At 30.3% G+C, this 17,830-nt stretch carries 20 protein-coding genes; 5 read left to right on the top strand and 15 right to left on the bottom strand.

Features of this window, described 5'->3' with window-relative positions:
- From OA93_RS25145 to OA93_RS18650, 4 genes are all read left to right on the top strand, one after another.
- A partial coding sequence (locus OA93_RS25145; RefSeq protein ID WP_039115257.1) for a hypothetical protein occupies positions 1-663 on the top strand: 663 nt, incomplete at its 5' end.
- Complete coding sequence (locus OA93_RS18640) at positions 653-1,120, top strand: hypothetical protein (protein WP_039115258.1); 468 nt, start codon at positions 653-655, stop codon at positions 1,118-1,120. The genes OA93_RS25145 and OA93_RS18640, both read left to right, overlap by 11 nt.
- Positions 1,121-1,276: 156 nt before the next feature.
- Complete coding sequence (locus OA93_RS18645; RefSeq protein ID WP_039115260.1) at positions 1,277-2,248, top strand: hypothetical protein; 972 nt, start codon at positions 1,277-1,279, stop codon at positions 2,246-2,248.
- Between the two features lie 2 nt (positions 2,249-2,250).
- Complete coding sequence (locus OA93_RS18650) at positions 2,251-2,658, top strand: hypothetical protein (RefSeq protein ID WP_039115262.1); 408 nt, start codon at positions 2,251-2,253, stop codon at positions 2,656-2,658.
- Between the two features lie 496 nt (positions 2,659-3,154).
- Here OA93_RS18650 and OA93_RS18655 read toward each other — a convergent pair whose 3' ends face one another.
- The 14 genes from OA93_RS18655 to OA93_RS18720 form a co-directional block, all read right to left on the bottom strand.
- Positions 3,155-4,090 (bottom strand): DUF6252 family protein, encoded by a 936-nt coding sequence (locus tag OA93_RS18655; protein ID WP_039115264.1) that lies wholly within the window; start codon positions 4,088-4,090, stop codon positions 3,155-3,157.
- Positions 4,091-4,293: 203 nt separating this feature from the next.
- Entirely contained in the window at positions 4,294-5,415 is a 1,122-nt protein-coding gene (locus OA93_RS18660) for a type II secretion system F family protein (protein WP_039115266.1), read from the bottom strand.
- Positions 5,415-5,915 carry a hypothetical protein gene (locus OA93_RS18665; protein ID WP_039115267.1) on the bottom strand — a complete coding sequence of 167 codons (501 nt, stop codon included), beginning with the start codon at positions 5,913-5,915 and terminating at the stop codon, positions 5,415-5,417. The genes OA93_RS18660 and OA93_RS18665 overlap by 1 nt, the downstream gene beginning before the upstream one ends.
- A complete protein-coding gene (locus tag OA93_RS18670; RefSeq protein ID WP_039115268.1) occupies positions 5,896-6,234 on the bottom strand; it encodes a hypothetical protein in 339 nt (112 codons plus the stop codon). Before OA93_RS18670 ends, OA93_RS18665 begins: the two co-directional genes overlap by 20 nt.
- Positions 6,209-7,420 (bottom strand): hypothetical protein, encoded by a 1,212-nt coding sequence (locus OA93_RS18675; protein WP_039115270.1) that lies wholly within the window; start codon positions 7,418-7,420, stop codon positions 6,209-6,211. Before OA93_RS18675 ends, OA93_RS18670 begins: the two co-directional genes overlap by 26 nt.
- A 4-nt stretch (positions 7,421-7,424) precedes the next feature.
- Entirely contained in the window at positions 7,425-8,213 is a 789-nt protein-coding gene (locus OA93_RS18680) for a hypothetical protein (protein WP_131474506.1), read from the bottom strand.
- 39 nt (positions 8,214-8,252) lie between these two features.
- Positions 8,253-8,759, bottom strand: coding sequence for a hypothetical protein (locus OA93_RS18685; RefSeq protein ID WP_039115274.1), 507 nt, complete (start codon positions 8,757-8,759; stop codon positions 8,253-8,255).
- 3 nt (positions 8,760-8,762) lie between these two features.
- Complete coding sequence (locus OA93_RS18690) at positions 8,763-9,716, bottom strand: hypothetical protein (RefSeq protein WP_039115275.1); 954 nt, start codon at positions 9,714-9,716, stop codon at positions 8,763-8,765.
- A complete protein-coding gene (locus tag OA93_RS18695) occupies positions 9,700-10,224 on the bottom strand; it encodes a hypothetical protein (RefSeq protein WP_039115277.1) in 525 nt (174 codons plus the stop codon). The genes OA93_RS18690 and OA93_RS18695 overlap by 17 nt, the downstream gene beginning before the upstream one ends.
- On the bottom strand, positions 10,217-11,404 hold the full coding sequence (locus tag OA93_RS18700) for a hypothetical protein (RefSeq protein WP_039115279.1): 1,188 nt from the start codon (positions 11,402-11,404) through the stop codon (positions 10,217-10,219). Before OA93_RS18700 ends, OA93_RS18695 begins: the two co-directional genes overlap by 8 nt.
- The gene (locus OA93_RS18705) at positions 11,404-13,311 is read right to left on the bottom strand and encodes a secretin N-terminal domain-containing protein (protein ID WP_039115280.1); all 1,908 of its coding nucleotides are present in this window, start codon (positions 13,309-13,311) and stop codon (positions 11,404-11,406) included. Before OA93_RS18705 ends, OA93_RS18700 begins: the two co-directional genes overlap by 1 nt.
- Positions 13,312-14,721 (bottom strand): GspE/PulE family protein, encoded by a 1,410-nt coding sequence (locus OA93_RS18710; protein ID WP_039115283.1) that lies wholly within the window; start codon positions 14,719-14,721, stop codon positions 13,312-13,314.
- Positions 14,718-15,194: a hypothetical protein gene (locus OA93_RS24945; protein ID WP_123912116.1), complete on the bottom strand. Its 477-nt coding sequence runs from the start codon at positions 15,192-15,194 to the stop codon at positions 14,718-14,720. The genes OA93_RS18710 and OA93_RS24945 overlap by 4 nt, the downstream gene beginning before the upstream one ends.
- Positions 15,195-15,200: 6 nt before the next feature.
- Complete coding sequence (locus tag OA93_RS18720; protein WP_039115286.1) at positions 15,201-15,635, bottom strand: type II secretion system protein; 435 nt, start codon at positions 15,633-15,635, stop codon at positions 15,201-15,203.
- 1,010 nt (positions 15,636-16,645) lie between these two features.
- On the opposite strand from OA93_RS18720, the gene OA93_RS18725 reads away from it, so the two are divergent.
- Entirely contained in the window at positions 16,646-17,263 is a 618-nt protein-coding gene (locus OA93_RS18725; RefSeq protein WP_052259521.1) for a murein L,D-transpeptidase catalytic domain-containing protein, read from the top strand.
- 29 nt (positions 17,264-17,292) lie between these two features.
- Here OA93_RS18725 and OA93_RS24950 read toward each other — a convergent pair whose 3' ends face one another.
- Positions 17,293-17,526, bottom strand: a complete 234-nt coding sequence (locus OA93_RS24950; protein WP_131474507.1) for a hypothetical protein — start codon at positions 17,524-17,526, stop codon at positions 17,293-17,295.
- Between the last annotated feature and the right edge of the window lie 304 nt (positions 17,527-17,830).

A 17,830-nucleotide genomic window follows, 5' to 3' on the forward strand; every position in this document is an offset into this window, starting at 1 on the left:
TCAGCATTATATGAGCCAATAACTATTAAAGAATTTATGCAATACAAAAAACAATTTTGGGATGCATTTTCAAATTCTCCAGAACTATTTTCGTCAGGATATAAATCATACACAATAGGAGGAATGAATGGGGAAAAGTATAAAAATAGTGGATTTATTGGTTTAAATAAAGGTACGTTTACTATTGGTTCTAGTGAGTTAGGTAGTACCATTTCTTACGACCCAACTCCTATTGACAGGTCAATTCCTAGTTTTTTGCAAGTACTTAAGGAGGCACCCAAAAGCGCAAGAATGGCTGCGGGTATGAATACAGCAAAAAATGATGTTGCAGGAGTTAGTTTGGTGGTAGCAGGACCTACTTTACTTTCTGGTGAGGCAACCGCATTAGGTTATGCCAGTGCTGCATCAGATGTAGACCAACTTACAGGTATTTCTACTAAGTTAACTGAAGGTAATGAAAATGCTCAAAAAGCAGTTTTGTATGCGAAATTTTTTATTGATGCAGCTAATATGTTTAATAATGTAGAAAGTATTTTTAAATTTAATACTATAGAAGTGATAGGAGCAACAAAACTTTTGCCAGATACGATGATTGGTACTGCCACATCAGCTGGAGATGCACAGAGTGCAAGTGAACTTAATCAAGAAAAAAATGAACAATAATAATAATAATAATAATAATAATAATAATAATAATAATAATAATTGTTTGTTAGTTCGAAAAGTATCATGGATAAAAACATTATTTCCACTTTTAGCTGGGATATCAATTTATAGTATTTGTTGTGTTTTGTCTTGGGATGATTTTAATATTACAGTCTTTCTGTGGGTTCAGTCTATGGCTATTTTGTTGATTTTTTTTTCTAGATATAATGCAGTAAGACTTTATTTGTACGAGGATTATATGATTGTTAAATTTTATCTTTTAAAAAAAGAAATGAAAGTAAATTATAATCAGGTGAAAGAAGCTCTAATAAGTTCTAATAGATATGACGGAACGACTATTAGATTTAGAGTAACCGTTGGCGATAAAAAATATACTTTCCGAATTGATAAATTCGATACTGAATTCACTAATTTTCTTAAGGCAAAAGTTAATTATAGGATTTCTAATAATTAGTAAGCCTAAATGATTTAGTAAGAGCATCGATTAAAACAACAAAACCTAATACTAGATATGATTCTGGTATTAGGTTTTGGCGTATGGTAGAAGTTAAGAAAGTAAAGCAGTTTTTATAAGGTCTTTGAAAAGAGTATAAGGTGTTATCCTTTTGGTATGCAAGTTCCAACCAGACATGGCAATACCAACGAATATCGATATGGGTTTGGTTCTCATGAAAAAGACGATGAAATCATGGGAATTGGAAATAGTTATGATTTTGGTGGTTATAGCTTGAATGTAAGAATAGGCATGAGAAATCAACAAGACCCCATAAAAAATGCTTCGATTTCTCCGTATGCTGTGTTTAATGATAATCCAATTTATTATACTGACCCTACTGGGCTTGCTCCTGATTGGCATCGAGATTCTTCGGGTACTTTAGTTGCTGATAAAGGAGATACAGCCGAAACATTGGCGAAATTTAAAGGAACTTCATTGCAGGAAGCTAGAGCAGAATTCAATAAAAATCATTACCGTTACGAAAGTCAAATGGCTGGAGGGGAATCTTTTTATAAATCAGAAAGACATGTTTCTTCTGGAGAATATGGTCCAGACAAAGACCCTGTACATGCAGTTATGGCAGCTGGTGTAGTTACTTTACCAGTATTGGCAGCATCAGGTAGTTTAGCGGCTGGAGGAGCTTATTTGTGGTCAGAAGGAGCAGCGGGATATGCATATTTGGCATCAGAAGGAGCAGCGGCATGGTCTCAAGTAACTTGGGGTTCTGCTGTAACATATGCTGTAACAAATGCAACATTACAGTATTATTCTAATGGAAGAAATGCAGGAAAAATAAACATGGTTTCATCGTTAAGTTCAATAGTTCCAGGAATTGGTCCTGCAATTTTTGGAGAAACATTTACTAGGACACCTAATAATATTATGGAAGGAGATGGACCTACAATGCCAGAATCATTTAATAAATGGGCTGTTCAGGCTGGTTCGGCAGTATTAAGCAATCGTTTCGGAAAAGCAGCAGATAGTCATCTTTCTGGTTCAGCTTTTGGAGAGGCGATGGTTAGAGAATATTTTAAAAGCATAATAGGAATAGGGGCTAATTCTGTTCCAGAGGTAATAAAAGAATAGTTATGAAAGGTAATACAAAAGGTTTATTGATTGTTGGTTTTGTATTCATTCTTATGATATTCGGATATATGAGAAGTTATTGGGCTGAAAAAGAATTAAAAAAAGATGGTAAAATAACAATTGCGAGAATTGATTCTATTTTTGTACCTCCTAAATGGTCTTCAACTATATATTTATCTTACTATATAGATAATAAGAAATGTACCTCTTCTAAAGAGGATGTAAATTATAAGAGTTCTAAGAAAGATATAGGGAAATTTTATGAGTTTAAGTATTTACCAAATTCGCCTAGAATTGTTAGACTAAATTTTTCAAAACAAATCACTGATACAACGGCTATTTTAAAAGCGGGATTTTCAAGAGAGGAAATAGAAACTGGTAATTTTACTATAGATGAACCTAAAAACTAAACCTTAAATAGCATCGATAATAAAAAAACCTAATACTAGATATGATTCTGGTATTAGGTTTTTTTATTATCGATTCTAATGTCGTTAAACGTTCTTGATTAATTTTTACATAAGGAAAATTTGTAAAAAACGTTTTGTGTTGTTTTTATAATTTTAATTAAATATCTTAATTTCTTTACTTGATTAGCTTTGGAGAGAATTTTAGATTTTTTTTTTTGAAAGTTTATTAACATTTGTTAATCTGCTTTTTAGTTCATTTTTGGGAAAATGAACTAAATTCAAGAAGAGGCTATTCCAAAAGAATAGCCTCTATTTTTATATAGATCTTTATTTTTTGATAATCTCGAAAAAGTAGAGTAGTAAGATTATAGCAATATTACCATGAGATTCTGCTATAGTCAATAAAAAAAGCTAACTGCAATTACGAAACGGGTTTCATTTATTGAATAAAAAAAATCCGCTAAAAGCGGATTTTAAATTATATTACAATAATTATTTAATACGTGACATTAAAGGTTCCTTCACTCGCTTCATGTGTTGTAGTTACAAAAAATGATTTAAAAGAAGCAGTAAATTTTCCGCTAATTTTCTTCTTGGCAGTATCATGACTTAAAATAGTAATGGTTCCATTCCCAAAAAAACCTCCATTATTAGTGCTATCTTTTGTGTAATTAATATAATTATAATCAGACGTTTTGTAATTGCCGGCTTTAATAGTACTTGGGAAACTTATCGAAATGTTTTCCCCGACACCATTTTCCCCGTTAATAAATATTTTTCCTAAAGACGATTTTGCAATCACATTTGTTACATCAAAGGTGGCTCCATCTAATTTGGCAGTTAAAGTGTTATTGTTTGCAATTGGGGGTGCATTATCCTTAAAACTAATGTCATTAAAAGAACCTTTGGTAATGACTTTGGTTTCTGTTTTATTATTAGAAGTATATCTTAAACCTGTAAATTGAAAAGTTCCAGATATTTTTTTCGTTTTTTGATCAATAGCGGTGATAGTAATATTTGCTGTGTCCTTATAATCTGAAACACCAAACTCTTCTAATGCATCTTCTGGAGATTTCGCTATAAAACTGCTATACTCATTGGATGAAGGAATATAGGCGAATGCTAACATTGGAATTGAAGTGCTTGCATTTTTCCAAGTATAGGTTCCTACTTTATTTGATGGTATAGTCAATTGAACAAAATCTCCATTTGGAGACCTTAGTCCTGTAATAGAAACAAAATTATCATTTACAATTGCTTGTACAGCTGTAGAAACAAAAGTTTTTCCATCAATCTCAAATTGTAATTTTCCTGATTCGGCAGTTGGATCAGTCACATCGATTCCGTCATCAAACGATTTATCACTGCTACAGGAAGTAATTGATAATCCTAGCGCAATTGCTAATAAAAGACTAGTACTTAGTTTTTTCATTTTAATTATTTTTTTATTGTTTTATAACAACAAATGTACTTTTCAAATGGACCATTGCGGAGCAGAATATATTATATGAGTAGTAATAAAAGTTTTTATTTTACCGGGAGATTTGGAGCGATGTATCAAACTTTCAGTTTTAGTTTTTTATAATAAATCAGGATAAAAGAGTATTATATTTTCTGTGAATAAGAGAGAAAAAATTATTTATTTATAATTTTACTTAAATCGAACATTGGAGCATACATTGATACCATAATCACTCCGACAATAACACCAATAACTATAATAATCAGTGGTTCCAAAACAACACCTATCATTTTAGTCTGGTGGTTTATCTCTTCATTATATTGCTCAGTTAAGCGCTCAAACATTGTTTCCAACTGATTAACTTGCTCAGCCACTTCGACCATAGAAATCATTTTATTTTCGAAAACAGGGTGCTTCTTTAAACTTTCATTCAAAGATCCGCCTCTTGTAATATCTTCCTTTATTTGTACAATAGCAATTTCTATGGGATAAAAGCCAATCATTTTTGCTGTCAAAGTCAATGAATTGATTAGTGTAGTCCTCGAGGTGATTAGCAAATTCATAGCTTGGCAAAAACGGGATAAGTAAATTTTGCGAATCAAGTTTCCAAAATAGGGAATCTTTAAAAGTATATGAGTAGTAAATGATCTATAGCTATTCTTATTTTTTAATAGCATATGAATTAGTACCATACTGACCAATACGCCAATTATAAATGAAAAAATAATTCCAGAATGATTGGATATTTTTATAATAATTTGAGTACTTTGAGGGAGTTCACTACCAAATTGCTTAAAAACAGAACTAAACATAGGAACTACTTTATTGAGCATAAAATAGAGAACCAGAAACGTAACCAACATAACGATAGTAGGGTAAGTCATTACTGATATTATTTGTCTTTTCATCTGGATCTTTCGGTTAAAATATTTTTGTAGTTCTACCAGGACTTCTTCTAGTTTTCTAGTTTCTTCACCTATCTGGATGCTATAATATTCGTAGGGTGAAAATTGATTACTTTCCCGCATTGATTCATAAATGCTTTTTCCTTCTATTACATTTTCTTTTATTTCAAGAATGATTTCTTTTTCGAATTTATTACTCGATTGGTTGCATACAATTTCCAATGCTTTTTTAAAATCTACACCAGATTTTAATAGCATACCTAATTCTCTATAAAAAATCTCCTTTTTTTTATCCGATAGTTTTTTTGAAAAACCAAAAGAAGGTGATTCTATCTTAAAATTTTCCTTCTTGTTTTTTGTGACTTTGTATGTACTTAAATCGAAACTCATTATTTTTTTATTGTTTGTAATAATTCATTTGAATATACCCTTTTGTAAAATCTTAAATCCAATGGTTTTTCATTGGATTTTATTTTTAATCTTAATTTCTGAAAAACAAATTCTCCCGAATTGCTTTGTACTGTATCCATGATTATGCTATTTAGCTTAATCTGGAACGTATCTATAAATGTTTTACTATTTCTTAAAATATAATCATCGGAAAATCGATAGCTAACTTTTTCTCCCGTATACCCTTTAAAATAAATTTCGCGCTCAATAATTATCATTTTCTCTTTTTCAAAAATATCTTTATTCAAGCTATACGTCAATCGGTTCAAATCATTGATTATTTCATTTTGATTTTTAAAATCTAACATCCGTCCTGTAATAATAGAGAAAATAACAAACAGTGCTCCTATAATGATGGCTGCTATTGCCATACCTACAATAGTTTCGATAATAGAAAAAGCAGGGACAGATCTTGGGCTATTACGGATTATTTTGTACATAGAAACTTTTTTCAAACTTAAGTTGCATACTATCTTTGTATTGTATCGAAATCTTTTTTAGATTGTCGTTTATGACTTCTTCTTCTTCTTCTATCAAGAGATTTTCGTTTGCTATCGAATCATTTTGGATTTGTTTCAAAAAGAAGATTTCATTTACTTTGTTTTGGTTACTGTAAAACATTGTTGAGGTTTTGGTTGTGAAAACTGAAGTAAAAATTAATACTGCAAAATATAAACAGATTGAAATAATCGTCAAAGCAATAACTGATTCTAATATAGAATTGGCGGGTAGCTTATAATACTTTTTTAATGATTCCATAAGTTGTTTTTGGGGTATTAAACAAGGGGATTGAAATAAAGTAATTAGGACGTTTAGTAGTATTTATCTCTACATCACTAATCATATTGTCATAAGTCGAAGAGTTTGTTTTAAAAAAAAAGCGATTGGTATAAACTGAACCATACACATTGCTTTTGAGCATTAATTTTCCGGTGCAGTACAAATCGCCAAATAACAATCCCTCTTGATCTATTTCTATACTGTTCTTATCATTCATCTCAAGAGAATTACCAAATAAAACAATTGCTCCAGCTATTAGGCACTCTTTCTTTATTTTTATCTTAGACTCATTCTCGCTATCATTATAAACACAGATTACTGATGGATAATTTAAGACTACTTTTTCTTCGAGTTCAATTCCTTTTTTTGCAAAAGCTTGCACTGTACCTGTAAAACCTGCTTCGAAAGTTATTTTGGGCGCAATTAAAATTACATCTTCTAATATGGCATTTTTTTTAACCCGAATAGAATCTTCTGATCGTAGAATAAAATTGCCTTTAAGAATAATATTTGCTAATGTTGCCTTAACCTGTATTTCTTTTGTTGCATTAAAAAAAGAATTAAAATACAAGGAATCCAGAGGTTTATCAATATCATTTAATTTTGTTTTTTCGAATTTTGTCCCTTCAAATATTTTTTTAAAATCCGAATTTATAATTGGTAATTGCGGCTCAGAAATAGTATTTTTTCCTTCAGCAAGAAGTTGGTTCTTGCTATTGTTTATGTACGATGTTTCAATAAAGGTACTTGGCAGTTGACAGTTACCGACAAGTTTTATTTTGCCCGAATAGGTGAGCGATTTTGATAAATTGCTTAGATAAATTGCCGTTTTATCAGTACCACTTGCTCCAACAAAATAAACTGAAGCTACAGTATCTTTTGCTATATATGAATTAGCAAGAACTATTGAAAAAAGCCCATAAGGTTTTGTCTCATAACTGCCTTCGATACTTGAATTTTGTTCTTTTTCTACTTCTGTGGGAACCATTTTATTACCTAAAGCAAAATTTACAACAGATTGGTTTTGAATGTACAGTTCCTCTTGTAAATTATAATACAAATTGAGCTGATTGTATAAATTAGAAAAATACAACAATGCGCCACAAATTATAGAAACAATTAAGCAGATATAAAGGGCGTATAATAAACTATGGGCTTTAATCATCTGTTTATTGCTTTGGTTTCTTGGCAAATATTTTTTTGAAAAAAGTGATTAATTTAGAATCCTCTTTTGGTTTATTTGAGTTAGCTTGATCTTCTTTTTGGGCAATTTTCTCTTTTTCTTTCTGTTCTTTTTTAGCGTTTTGTTTTTCCTTGGCTATAGCTTTATAAGTTGCTAACTTGCTAAGGTCATTACTATATGCTGCCTTTTTTAATTCTTTTTGAGATTCTTTATTTTGGTTGTATTCTTCTTTACGTTTAAAATTTTCTGATTTGGTTAGTTTTTCTTGTTTTACAACAACAATTCCTTTCTTATAAATCAGCGTATCTTTCTTTTCAAAATCAATCCATTTTTTTGATTTGAGATTGGAGCTGTAATTTCCGCTTTCTACCAAATTTCCAGTTTCGTTATAACGGAAATATTTTCCTGATCGCAAACCATTACTCCAGCTTTGTGTAGTTGCCAAAACACCATTAGAATACCAAGTTTTCCAAATACCAACCCGAAGACCGTTCTTGAACTTGCCTTGCTCTGCTAATTGATTATTATGAAACATTTTTATAAATCTATCGTTTAGCATATCACCGGCAATACCGCCTTGGGCTCCATGAATTTGTCCGCCCTTAAACCAATAATAGGTTTTATTTTTTTTGGGTTTTATTTTTTTATCAACAGTATAAAACTCATACCTAAAATCTTTATTCGAGATTCTTTTTAAGGTATATGGATCTGAAAAAGAAACCAATGCAAAGGCGATAAATAGGAGGAGAATAAGAAGGGATGGAGTTGTTTTCAATGTGACGTTTTTAAATATTTTATAGAATAAATTATAAGCCTATTTTAAGCGGATTATTTTGGTTTCTGAATTAAAAATAACTTGAATAGAATCTTTGTATTTCTTTTTAACCATCAAGCCATTCATAGGACTATTGAGTTTTAATCTACATAGCTTTGAATCTATTTTTAGCAGAACCAGTTCTTCATTTCTTCCCTTGGATTCAATATATCCGTAATAAGTAAGATCTGGCCAGGTAATATTTGGTTTAGGTTTTGGAACTATTGAGGCTCTATTTTTTTTTGTAGTCGGGAAACCTAAATTTTGCTTTTCATCAACAGTAGTACCACTCAGTAATTGTTTGTTAAGAAACGGGTCATGCTTTATTTTATCTAATTCAAAAGTGTCTTTGTTTACTTGATGAAAAACAAAATCGTTATTTGAGTTTTGCCTTTTAAGCACTGTTTCGTTAAAAAAAAAGGATCCATTAATGCTTTTATATATCACAGTTCCCCATAGTACTAAAACTATGAGAATAAGAATTATATTTATTTTCTTCTTTACCATATTTTAATTTAGAGAAAACTTGAAACTAGTGCTATTAATTCCAATATTTCCTGCGGTATCTATCGCTTTCACTCTCCAATAATATTGTGCGTTATTCGAAAAAGTTTCTTGAAATGTTGTTGATGAGCTATTTTTAGTTTCAATAATTGTTGTAAAATCGGCATCATTTGAAAATTCTATTACATAAGAAATAGGCGATTTTTCATTACCTGTGTCGGCAGCAATACTCCAAGAAAAATTAATCGTTGAGCTAGCCGTTAGGCTTGCGTTATCTTTAGGTTCAATATTTTTAGGTTGATTAGGAGGAGTCGTATCGATACTAAATTTTCGAGTCGAATATTGTTTCGTTTCAGTATCTAAATTTTGAGCTTTTACTCTCCATTGGTAATTTCCATCCACTAAATTAGGTACATCAATAGTTATAGATGTTTCTGTTAAATCATCTTTGCTATAGATTACCTGATTGGTTACTGTATTTAATAGTTTAATAGAATAACTTGTAGCATTGTCCAGCGATTCCCAACTTAAAGGAACATTAACAAAATTTATAAATTTATTATTCTCAGGACTTAGCAAAATCACTTGTTGATTGGTTAAATCATCAGGTATTATTGTTGAAAAAGGAGATGGGAAAGAATAGATTGACTCATACGCAAAATTTTCGGCTCTTACTCTCCAAATATAATTTCCAGATTTTAAAGGCAATGTGATATTTGTTCTGGTTGTTAATGAATCGAGCAATAATATTTGATTGGACTCGAATATTTGAATACGGTATGTATCTGCTCCTTTTATATTGTTCCATACAAAATTCACAACATTACTTTCTATTATAGTTTCACTTGCGGGAGAATTAATTTGGATTGTATCATCACTAATGTCTTTTTCAAGAATATCGTCGCATGAATACATTAGAATCACTAAGAGTAGTAGTATTGTTTTATTTATTGTTTTCATAATTTTGAAATGTCATTTTTAAATGTAGGACTTCAGTTTTGTTATTATTTTTTATGGTGTAAAATTTCATGCTAATTATTCTTGAAAGCGTATACTTTTTTTCAAAATCGTAAGCTAATTTCAGGAGTTGATTACTTTTTCCTGTTACATCTAATTGATTGGTGATAACACGATAATCATCTTCTGGAAAATCATGAATAGGCTGTAAATCACTAATAGAGATTTCGGGCGAATTTTTTGCCGCAAAACTCACGATACCTTGTTGTACCATTTCTTTGGTGATTCCATCTTTGCCAATTATTTGATCCAAATAAGCAACATCTTTGATCAAACCATTCGTGCTCATTGCTTTTTTATTGATATCGGCTGCTTTTTTTGATAGTGCCTTGTATTCTGTAATTACTTCAAATAAAGGATGAAATGATCTTTTGTAAGCTGTAATTGATATTATTAAAAAAAGAAATAGCAAGGCGTAAACTTTTTGTTTGTACGAATATTTTTCAAACATTTTTTAGCGTAATTTTTATTTCGAATATGGACTTATTTTTTTTGTCTTTTTTTAAACTTATAATTTCAAAACGTTGCAACCAATTCATTTTCTTCAACCCTTCTAGCCAATTATTAAATGTGACTTCCTCAAAAGTCTCCCCTTTAATTAAGATAGTCCTATTTTCAAATAATACTTTTTTATCTTCTTTGTACCCTTCTTTTATCGGAATGATATTTAATTCATTTAAGGAGATAGCAATGGGTATTGTTTTAATGATTTGATATGCATAAAAGGAAAGAAATTTAGAAGACAGCACTCCAGATTCTTTCAGAACTTTCAATTTTTTTTCTTTCTGTTTTTCTAAATCTAATATCAATTGATAGGACTGATCGGAATATACAGTTTGCAGGTTGAGTTCTGCATTTCTAGCTCCATAGTACCGAATCAAGGAATAACTCATTAATAGAGTGCTTAGAAATCCCACAAGTATTGTTATTCCAAAAAAATGAAATGCTTTTTTATAAATTAATCCTTCACTTTTTAAAGAAATGTCGATAGTTTTTGAAACTTCATCTGGCTTAACAAAATAATGTATGACAACTCCATATAACGGCAAAAAATCACTCAAAAGATTTTCGTTTCCAATTTTATATGATTTGCTTTTTAATATTTCATTTTGTTTAGTAAAACCTATTAGCCTTTCTTTTTGGAACTTTAAACATAAATCTGCCGAAATTAATTGTTCGTTTTCTACTACATTATATAACAGTGCGCCCAAAAAAGAACCTACATAAACATCCAAAACTTGAAATCCATTTTCTCGAAATTTGATAAGAGTTTCATCAACGATGTTTTTTCTGCAAAAACTTATAAAATTCGACTTTAGTCCCTTTAAATCAGTGTAGCATATTGCGTTAAAATCGATGTTTTTTTGCCAATTTATATCAGCTTCATTATCAAAATCAATTTCTTTATTTAAAACTCCTTTTCCATCAATGACGATTAAAAGAGGTTTCCTTTTATCTGTTTTTGTTGTTAATTCTTCAAAAGATTCAAATGTGTTTGTAGCAAGAATGGTAATCTTGTTTGCCTTTTTTTTAATGGAAAGCAAATTATAGATTTCACAATCGTCTTTTTTAATTACGCCAACAACATTTATATCGTTTAGCTTTATAAGTTTAGATAGTATCGCTAGCATTAATATATAACTGTAGGTTTAATAAAAATATGAAGTTTAGAGTCGTTTTTACCTTTCTTTCTGCTACTGAAAAACCATTTTAGGATTGGAACTCTTGACAATAAGGGAGTACCCGAACCAGAGTTTTCTTTTTTTAATTCATCTAAACCGCCTAATAAAATCATCTCACCGTTTTTGACCCTTACCAGTGATTCAAATTTTTGAGTGGCTTTTCCAGGAGGAGCATCTTCACCGGCTCTTGCCAGGAAAGAACTCTTTTCGACAGCAATGGTTAGCGTTACATTTTCATCAGTAGAGACATAAGGTTTTATGGCTACACTTAGATTTGCATCTGTTGATTTCCATGTTCCTGAGTTTAAAATGTCATTACCAATGCTATTGTTTATTAATCGATTGCTTTGTTCAAAGTAATAACTTGTTTCTCCAATAGACAGTTTTGCTTCATGTCCGCTTATGGTAGCTATTTTAGGGGTTGACTCTATTTTTAAAACAGAATTATTTTCTAATAGTTTTAGATTCAAATAAAAAGATTCGGTTACTTTTCCGATTTTAAATAGCCCAAAGCCATTAAAAGCGTTTATCAAACTGTTTACAGAAGATCCATTTAAAGTTACATCAGAACTGGGAAATAACACGCCACTTGTTTTGGTGGCGTTTATTTTGTCTAAACCTGCTTTTATTCCAGTTTGGATATCATATGATTTATTATACTGTACAATAATTACTTCAATTTGAACCATTGGCACTACTTTGTCAATTTGCTTGATATATACTTTTAATTCCTCTAGAATAGATCTTGAACCTGAAACAATTAACCCATTTAATTCAACAAATTCTTTTATTTCTAATTTCTCTGAGAATACTTTTGGGAGTGTATTGATTACCGACTCAATTGATCGATTTTCTAACTGAATCATCTCGGTAATCCTTAATCCTTCTGTGGCTTCTTCTCCAATTAAGTAAAAATGACCTTGCTTTTTATACGTATATTTTTTCCCTCTAAATATATGTTCCAGTAATTCATCAAATGTGATATTTGTGGCAGATAGTGTTGTTTTCTCATTTTCGGGTTTATTGTATAAAAAATAATTTATATGCAATTTTTCTGCAGCCTCAGTTAATAAATCTGATGCATCTGCGATATAGGCATTTATCTCTAGAAAGCCTTTTTTATTTATATTCACATCGTAGTAACCAGGAACGCCACTACTAACTCTCGCTTGTTTTGATTTTTGGCTACTATTTGTAATAGCATTCGCTGTAGGGGAAGTATTCTTTTCTAGATAATAAAATCCATTATCATCCTTAGTGACTAATAGATCATTTGATTTTGACATCATTTCTATGACCTGATCAAATGGGCGATTTAAAATATAAGAAGAAATTTTCAGGGTTTTTACATCTTGTGCTACTATTAAATTTTTGCCCGATTTATCGATAATTGCTTTTGCAATTGCAGGCAATGAGTCATTTTCTAGTTTTACAGATAAAAAATCATTCTGAGCATTATAAGTTACGTCTATAATCTTGGGTGTTTTTTTTTCGGGAATTACTACAGTTTTTCTTTTTTTGAAAACAATAATATTATTCATAAAAGTAACCTCCAAGTCATATTTCTGAGCAATATGAATAAAGACATCTTTTACCGTTACATCAAAGAAATTGTGAGCTATAGGTTGATTAAGTTCCACATCCACATCTACATTCAATTGATGCTCTTCGGCTATAGAAGAAATAAAATTATGCAATGTTAATCCAGAAACATCAATTTTAATAACTTGGTTTAATCCTTTTTTTTGCAAGGATAATTCATCAAATTTCCTATTTAATTCGCTTATGTCTTGTTGTGCTGCTATACTTGTTGTAAAAAATAACGCAGTTAGTATGTAAATAACCTGTTTGAGCATTTATATGTTTATTAAAATTGAATATATTTCTTCCAGAGAAGTTTCTCCCATTGCTAAAATCTTAAATGCTTTATCAGAAAGTGATTTGTAATTTTTATCCTTACTAAATAATTCTGTAATGGTATTATTTTTAATTGCCTCAATGATGTTATTATCAATGTTCAGAATCTCGTAAATAGCTTTTCTTCCTTTATAACCAGTATGGAAACAACTATTACAGCCCACTGGTTTGTAATAAGATAAAATGTCATAAGGGAATTTAAAATTCAATGGAAAATCTTTAGGGTTGCAACTGGCTTCTTTTTTGCAATTATCGCAAAGCTTCCTTACGAGTCGTTGTGCGACAGAAAGATTTAGGGTCTCGGCAATTAGATAGGAGGGAACCCCCATGTCGATTAGTCTGGAAATTGTTCCTATTGCCGAATTAGTATGGATAGTTGATAAAACCAAATGGCCTGTTAATGATGCTCGAATTGCCATAATAGCTGTTTCGGAATCACGGATTTCTCCTAGCATGATTACATCGGGGTCCTGACGTAAAAATGATTTTAATGCTGAAGAAAAGGTTAGTCCAATATCTTCTTTTAGTTGTACTTGATTGATTCCTCTTAATGTATATTCAATAGGGTCTTCGACTGTCACAATGTTTCTTCGAGTTTCATTAAGTAACTTTAATGTAGCATATAGCGTTGTTGTTTTTCCCGAACCTGTTGGTCCGCTTATAAGGATAATTCCATTAGGCTTTTTTACCGCTTCAAGATAATTTTCTAATTCTTCTTTTTGCAGGCCCAATACATTTAAATCAATATCTGAGGCATCTTGACCTAAGAGGCGCATTACTATTTTTTCGCCAAATAATGTAGGTAAAATAGAAATCCTGATATCAAACGAATCATTGGTAATCCTTCCATCTTGAGGAAGTCTTTTCTCTGTTATATTTAATTTGGCTTGAATTTTAATTTTATTAACGAGCTCCAGGTAGTTATCACTTTCTATTTTATAGCGTTCAATTAATTGCCCATCTATTCTAAAACGAATGCGAGAGGAATCTTCATAAACTTCAAAATGAATATCACTACATTTTAATGACTTTGCTTCAATTAATAAATTCTCAAGAAAGTCTCCCTTATCTAGATTTAGAGACTTATTAGAATTTAAAGCTCTTTCTTTTCGATAATAAATAGATAATGCCTTTTCAATTTCTATTGAATCTATGGGATGTAAAACAATACTTTTTCCTAAAAAAAGTTCTAATTCTTCTTTGATATCCACTCCATTATTGGAATTATCAACATATAATTCCAATGTATTTTCAAATATATATTTAGGTACTATACGGTATTGATTGGCAAGATCATTAGTTACAACATACAGAATTTCGGGAAGGATTGTGATATCTTGTATTATCATAACAAAGAGATTTTTTGAAAGAATAAAAAATATTCTTTTAAAAGGACAAGACATAATAACAATGCCGAAAAACCAGCTAAAGGAACTGTTTCTTCTTTAATATACTTCCTTAAGGCAAGTTGTAAAATAATAGCAAACAACATAGAAAGAACAAAGAACAAAATATAATTTTCAACTAGAAATAATGGGGTAATGGCGATATAAAACAATAAATCCCCCAATCCAAAATAGTGATGAAATGGATTTAGAATTTTTTTAGATTTTATAGCCATGTATACTACTAAGACACTAAGTGTAGTAAAAAAGAAACAGGAGTTCAAAAGGATTATTTTCCATAAAGCATGACTCCTTAGAGGACTTTTAAAAAATGATACAGAGAAAATCACTACAGGTAAAATAAGGTGTATTTTTCGGCACTTCCAATCTTGCGCAAAAACAGCACTTAGAGCAAACAACAAAACTATCAAAGCCATTTTAATTTATTCTTTCGTTATTTCGATTAGTATTTTTTTGCTGTTTATTTCCCAGGTATTAAAACTACCATCGCCATCCAAGTCAGAAGTAGCTGTGGCCCTAGCTAAAAAAGAATCGTTCGAAGCTTCCAATATCTCTATTTTATAAACAGCTTGGCCACCTTCATCAACTGTTTTTTCAGGTTCAAAACCAATTTCTTCTAAACTGCTGGAATATTTTGAATGTCTATAGAAGTAACTTTTCTCAAGCCCATAAACCTGATTTAGCATTGCTTGGGCCTCAATCGCTTTTGCTTGACCTATTACAGAGGTCTGGTTTGGCAACACCATAAGCAATAGTATGCCAATTATACATAACACAATTAAAATCTCAGTTAAAGAGTAAGCTTTAACAGTTGATTTTTTAATTACTTGATAGTACTTCTTACTCTTATTTGACATTTACATCTTATTTATTTGATAGCTAATTATATTAAAAACCATTTTTTTTTATTTTTAATAAGTCGTCTTGATTAAATCATTAACGATTGCAATTATAGGGTACATACACTCAAGAGTAGGTTAAAATAAATTGATAAATCACGATAATAAGGTATTTATTTGATTCTAATTATTTTATTTGAAGCAGCATGAAAGATGGTATATAGCCTCTGAAAGGAGAAGTATAAATTCGGAGGAGAGAAATGACGGGTCTTTTTTTACTTTAATTATTTTAACACCAAAAGTTTTGAATCATTTAAGTTTTTTTAGGGAAGCTTTAGACTTTTTTGTATAGCATTCTAATTGAGGGGGATCTCCAATTATTTTTTGCAGGGATCTACTGGGGTAATTTTAAAAATCCTAATCATGGGAAGTTTCTCAGCGTTTTTCTCTGATGAATTGATATTGCGTCGGTGTTTTCATTACCACCAATTTTATTTGAGTTACAGATTAAGTCAATTTGAGTGCAGTGGTAGATACGACCTTTAGGATTCATCTCTTTTTGTTCCTTCAAAACGTTAAGTAAAATGTTTTTGCTGGTAGGGAAAATAGATATTAAAGTAGAGTATGAGTATTTGAAGTTAATATAGAAATATCTTTTGCTACATGAAATACATTGTCAACTGCCACACATGATGACAACAGAAATCCTAAATTAAAAAAGTATTACTTCTGAATTTTTTCATACTCTTAAAATTAGTTAGAGAGTATTGACTTTTATGACAAAGAAGGGAGTTGTTCTATCTATAAGTTAGTTAATCTGATGCAAAAAACAATAGGTTGTGTATGTAATGTATTGTTTGTCTTTTTATTATGTTATTGCAAAAGTCTTAATTTGTTATTTTATGGTTTTATTTTGTTTATTTAGACTGTTTACTATGACTAATTTTGCAAATGTAAATTTTAGTTTGCGATTGTCTAAATAGTATTCGTAAACCCAAATTTATTTTTTATGATAGAAAATATATTTTATGAAGGGATTTTATTTATTAGTTCATTTTTTGCTAAGTTTTGTTGTGAATGCAAATGTATTAACAAATGCAAATGAATACAGAAGAGATACCATACCGACAAATGCTGAAATGGTAAGGATTGAGAATCAGATAGAAGAGGTGAGGGAAATAATAAAGACTAATGTGCATTATAATGCAAAAATTGCCTTTTTTGTTGATATGCAAATAAAATCTGGTAAGTTTCGATTTTTTGTGTACGATTTAATTAAAGGTGAGGTTATAGATAAGGGGCTTGTCGCACATGGATCTGGATCTGAAACTAACATTAAAGGAAATTTAAAATTTAGTAACGAACCCAATTCACGATCTACCTCTTTGGGAAGGTATTCTATTGGTAAATCTTATAAGGGAATGTTCGGGAAAGCATATAAATTATCGGGTTTAGATGCTACGAATAATAATGCTGAGAAGAGAGCAATAGTTTTACATTCTTATTCTGCAGTTCCTTCTCAAGAGCAGGATTACTATATATCAAATAGTCAAGGTTGTCCAATGATTAATGAAGATTTCTTTAAGAGATTAGAAAAAATCATTGATTCTTCAAAATCAAAAATAATTTTAAATATCTATTATTGAAATATTTAGAATACGATTAAAGATACTTCTTATAGTTTAGTCGCATAAAGAGAATGATAGATAATTTGGTGAATACAGGATAGTAGCGAAAGTTTGTGGTTGGTGGTCTGTTGCATTCTTTTGGCAAGTGTTCCATCATCAAGCTGACTTTTCCCTCTCTTGATATTTTCCGTACATGTGTCCAATTCTTTGTGGCATGAATAGTGTTGCAATATTTGATGCTTAGCTCTATAGTTATGAGCTTGAATCCTAAAGTGTACCATTGCCTTGGTTTTTTTGCATTTTTTTAAATATTAAAATCGGGTGTACTTGTATCCACTTTTAGGTATGAACTCTACCTAAAAACAAATTCGTTTTTCAGGTATTTTTTTTACTAAAACGATTATGGTTTTGAATTAAATCTCTTTTCATATAAATGAAAAAACTGTGTCATTCTTGATTTATTTAAAAAAGTTTTTATATGTACGTGTCTTTTTGTGTTGTTATTATGATTTGTAGTAGTAGTCCTCTTAAGTGGTATCACAATAATTTTGCGTAATATTTATAATTTTTTTGAAAGGATAAACT

The organism is Flavobacterium sp. KMS, from assembly GCF_000813005.1.
GTDB lineage: Bacteria > Bacteroidota > Bacteroidia > Flavobacteriales > Flavobacteriaceae > Flavobacterium.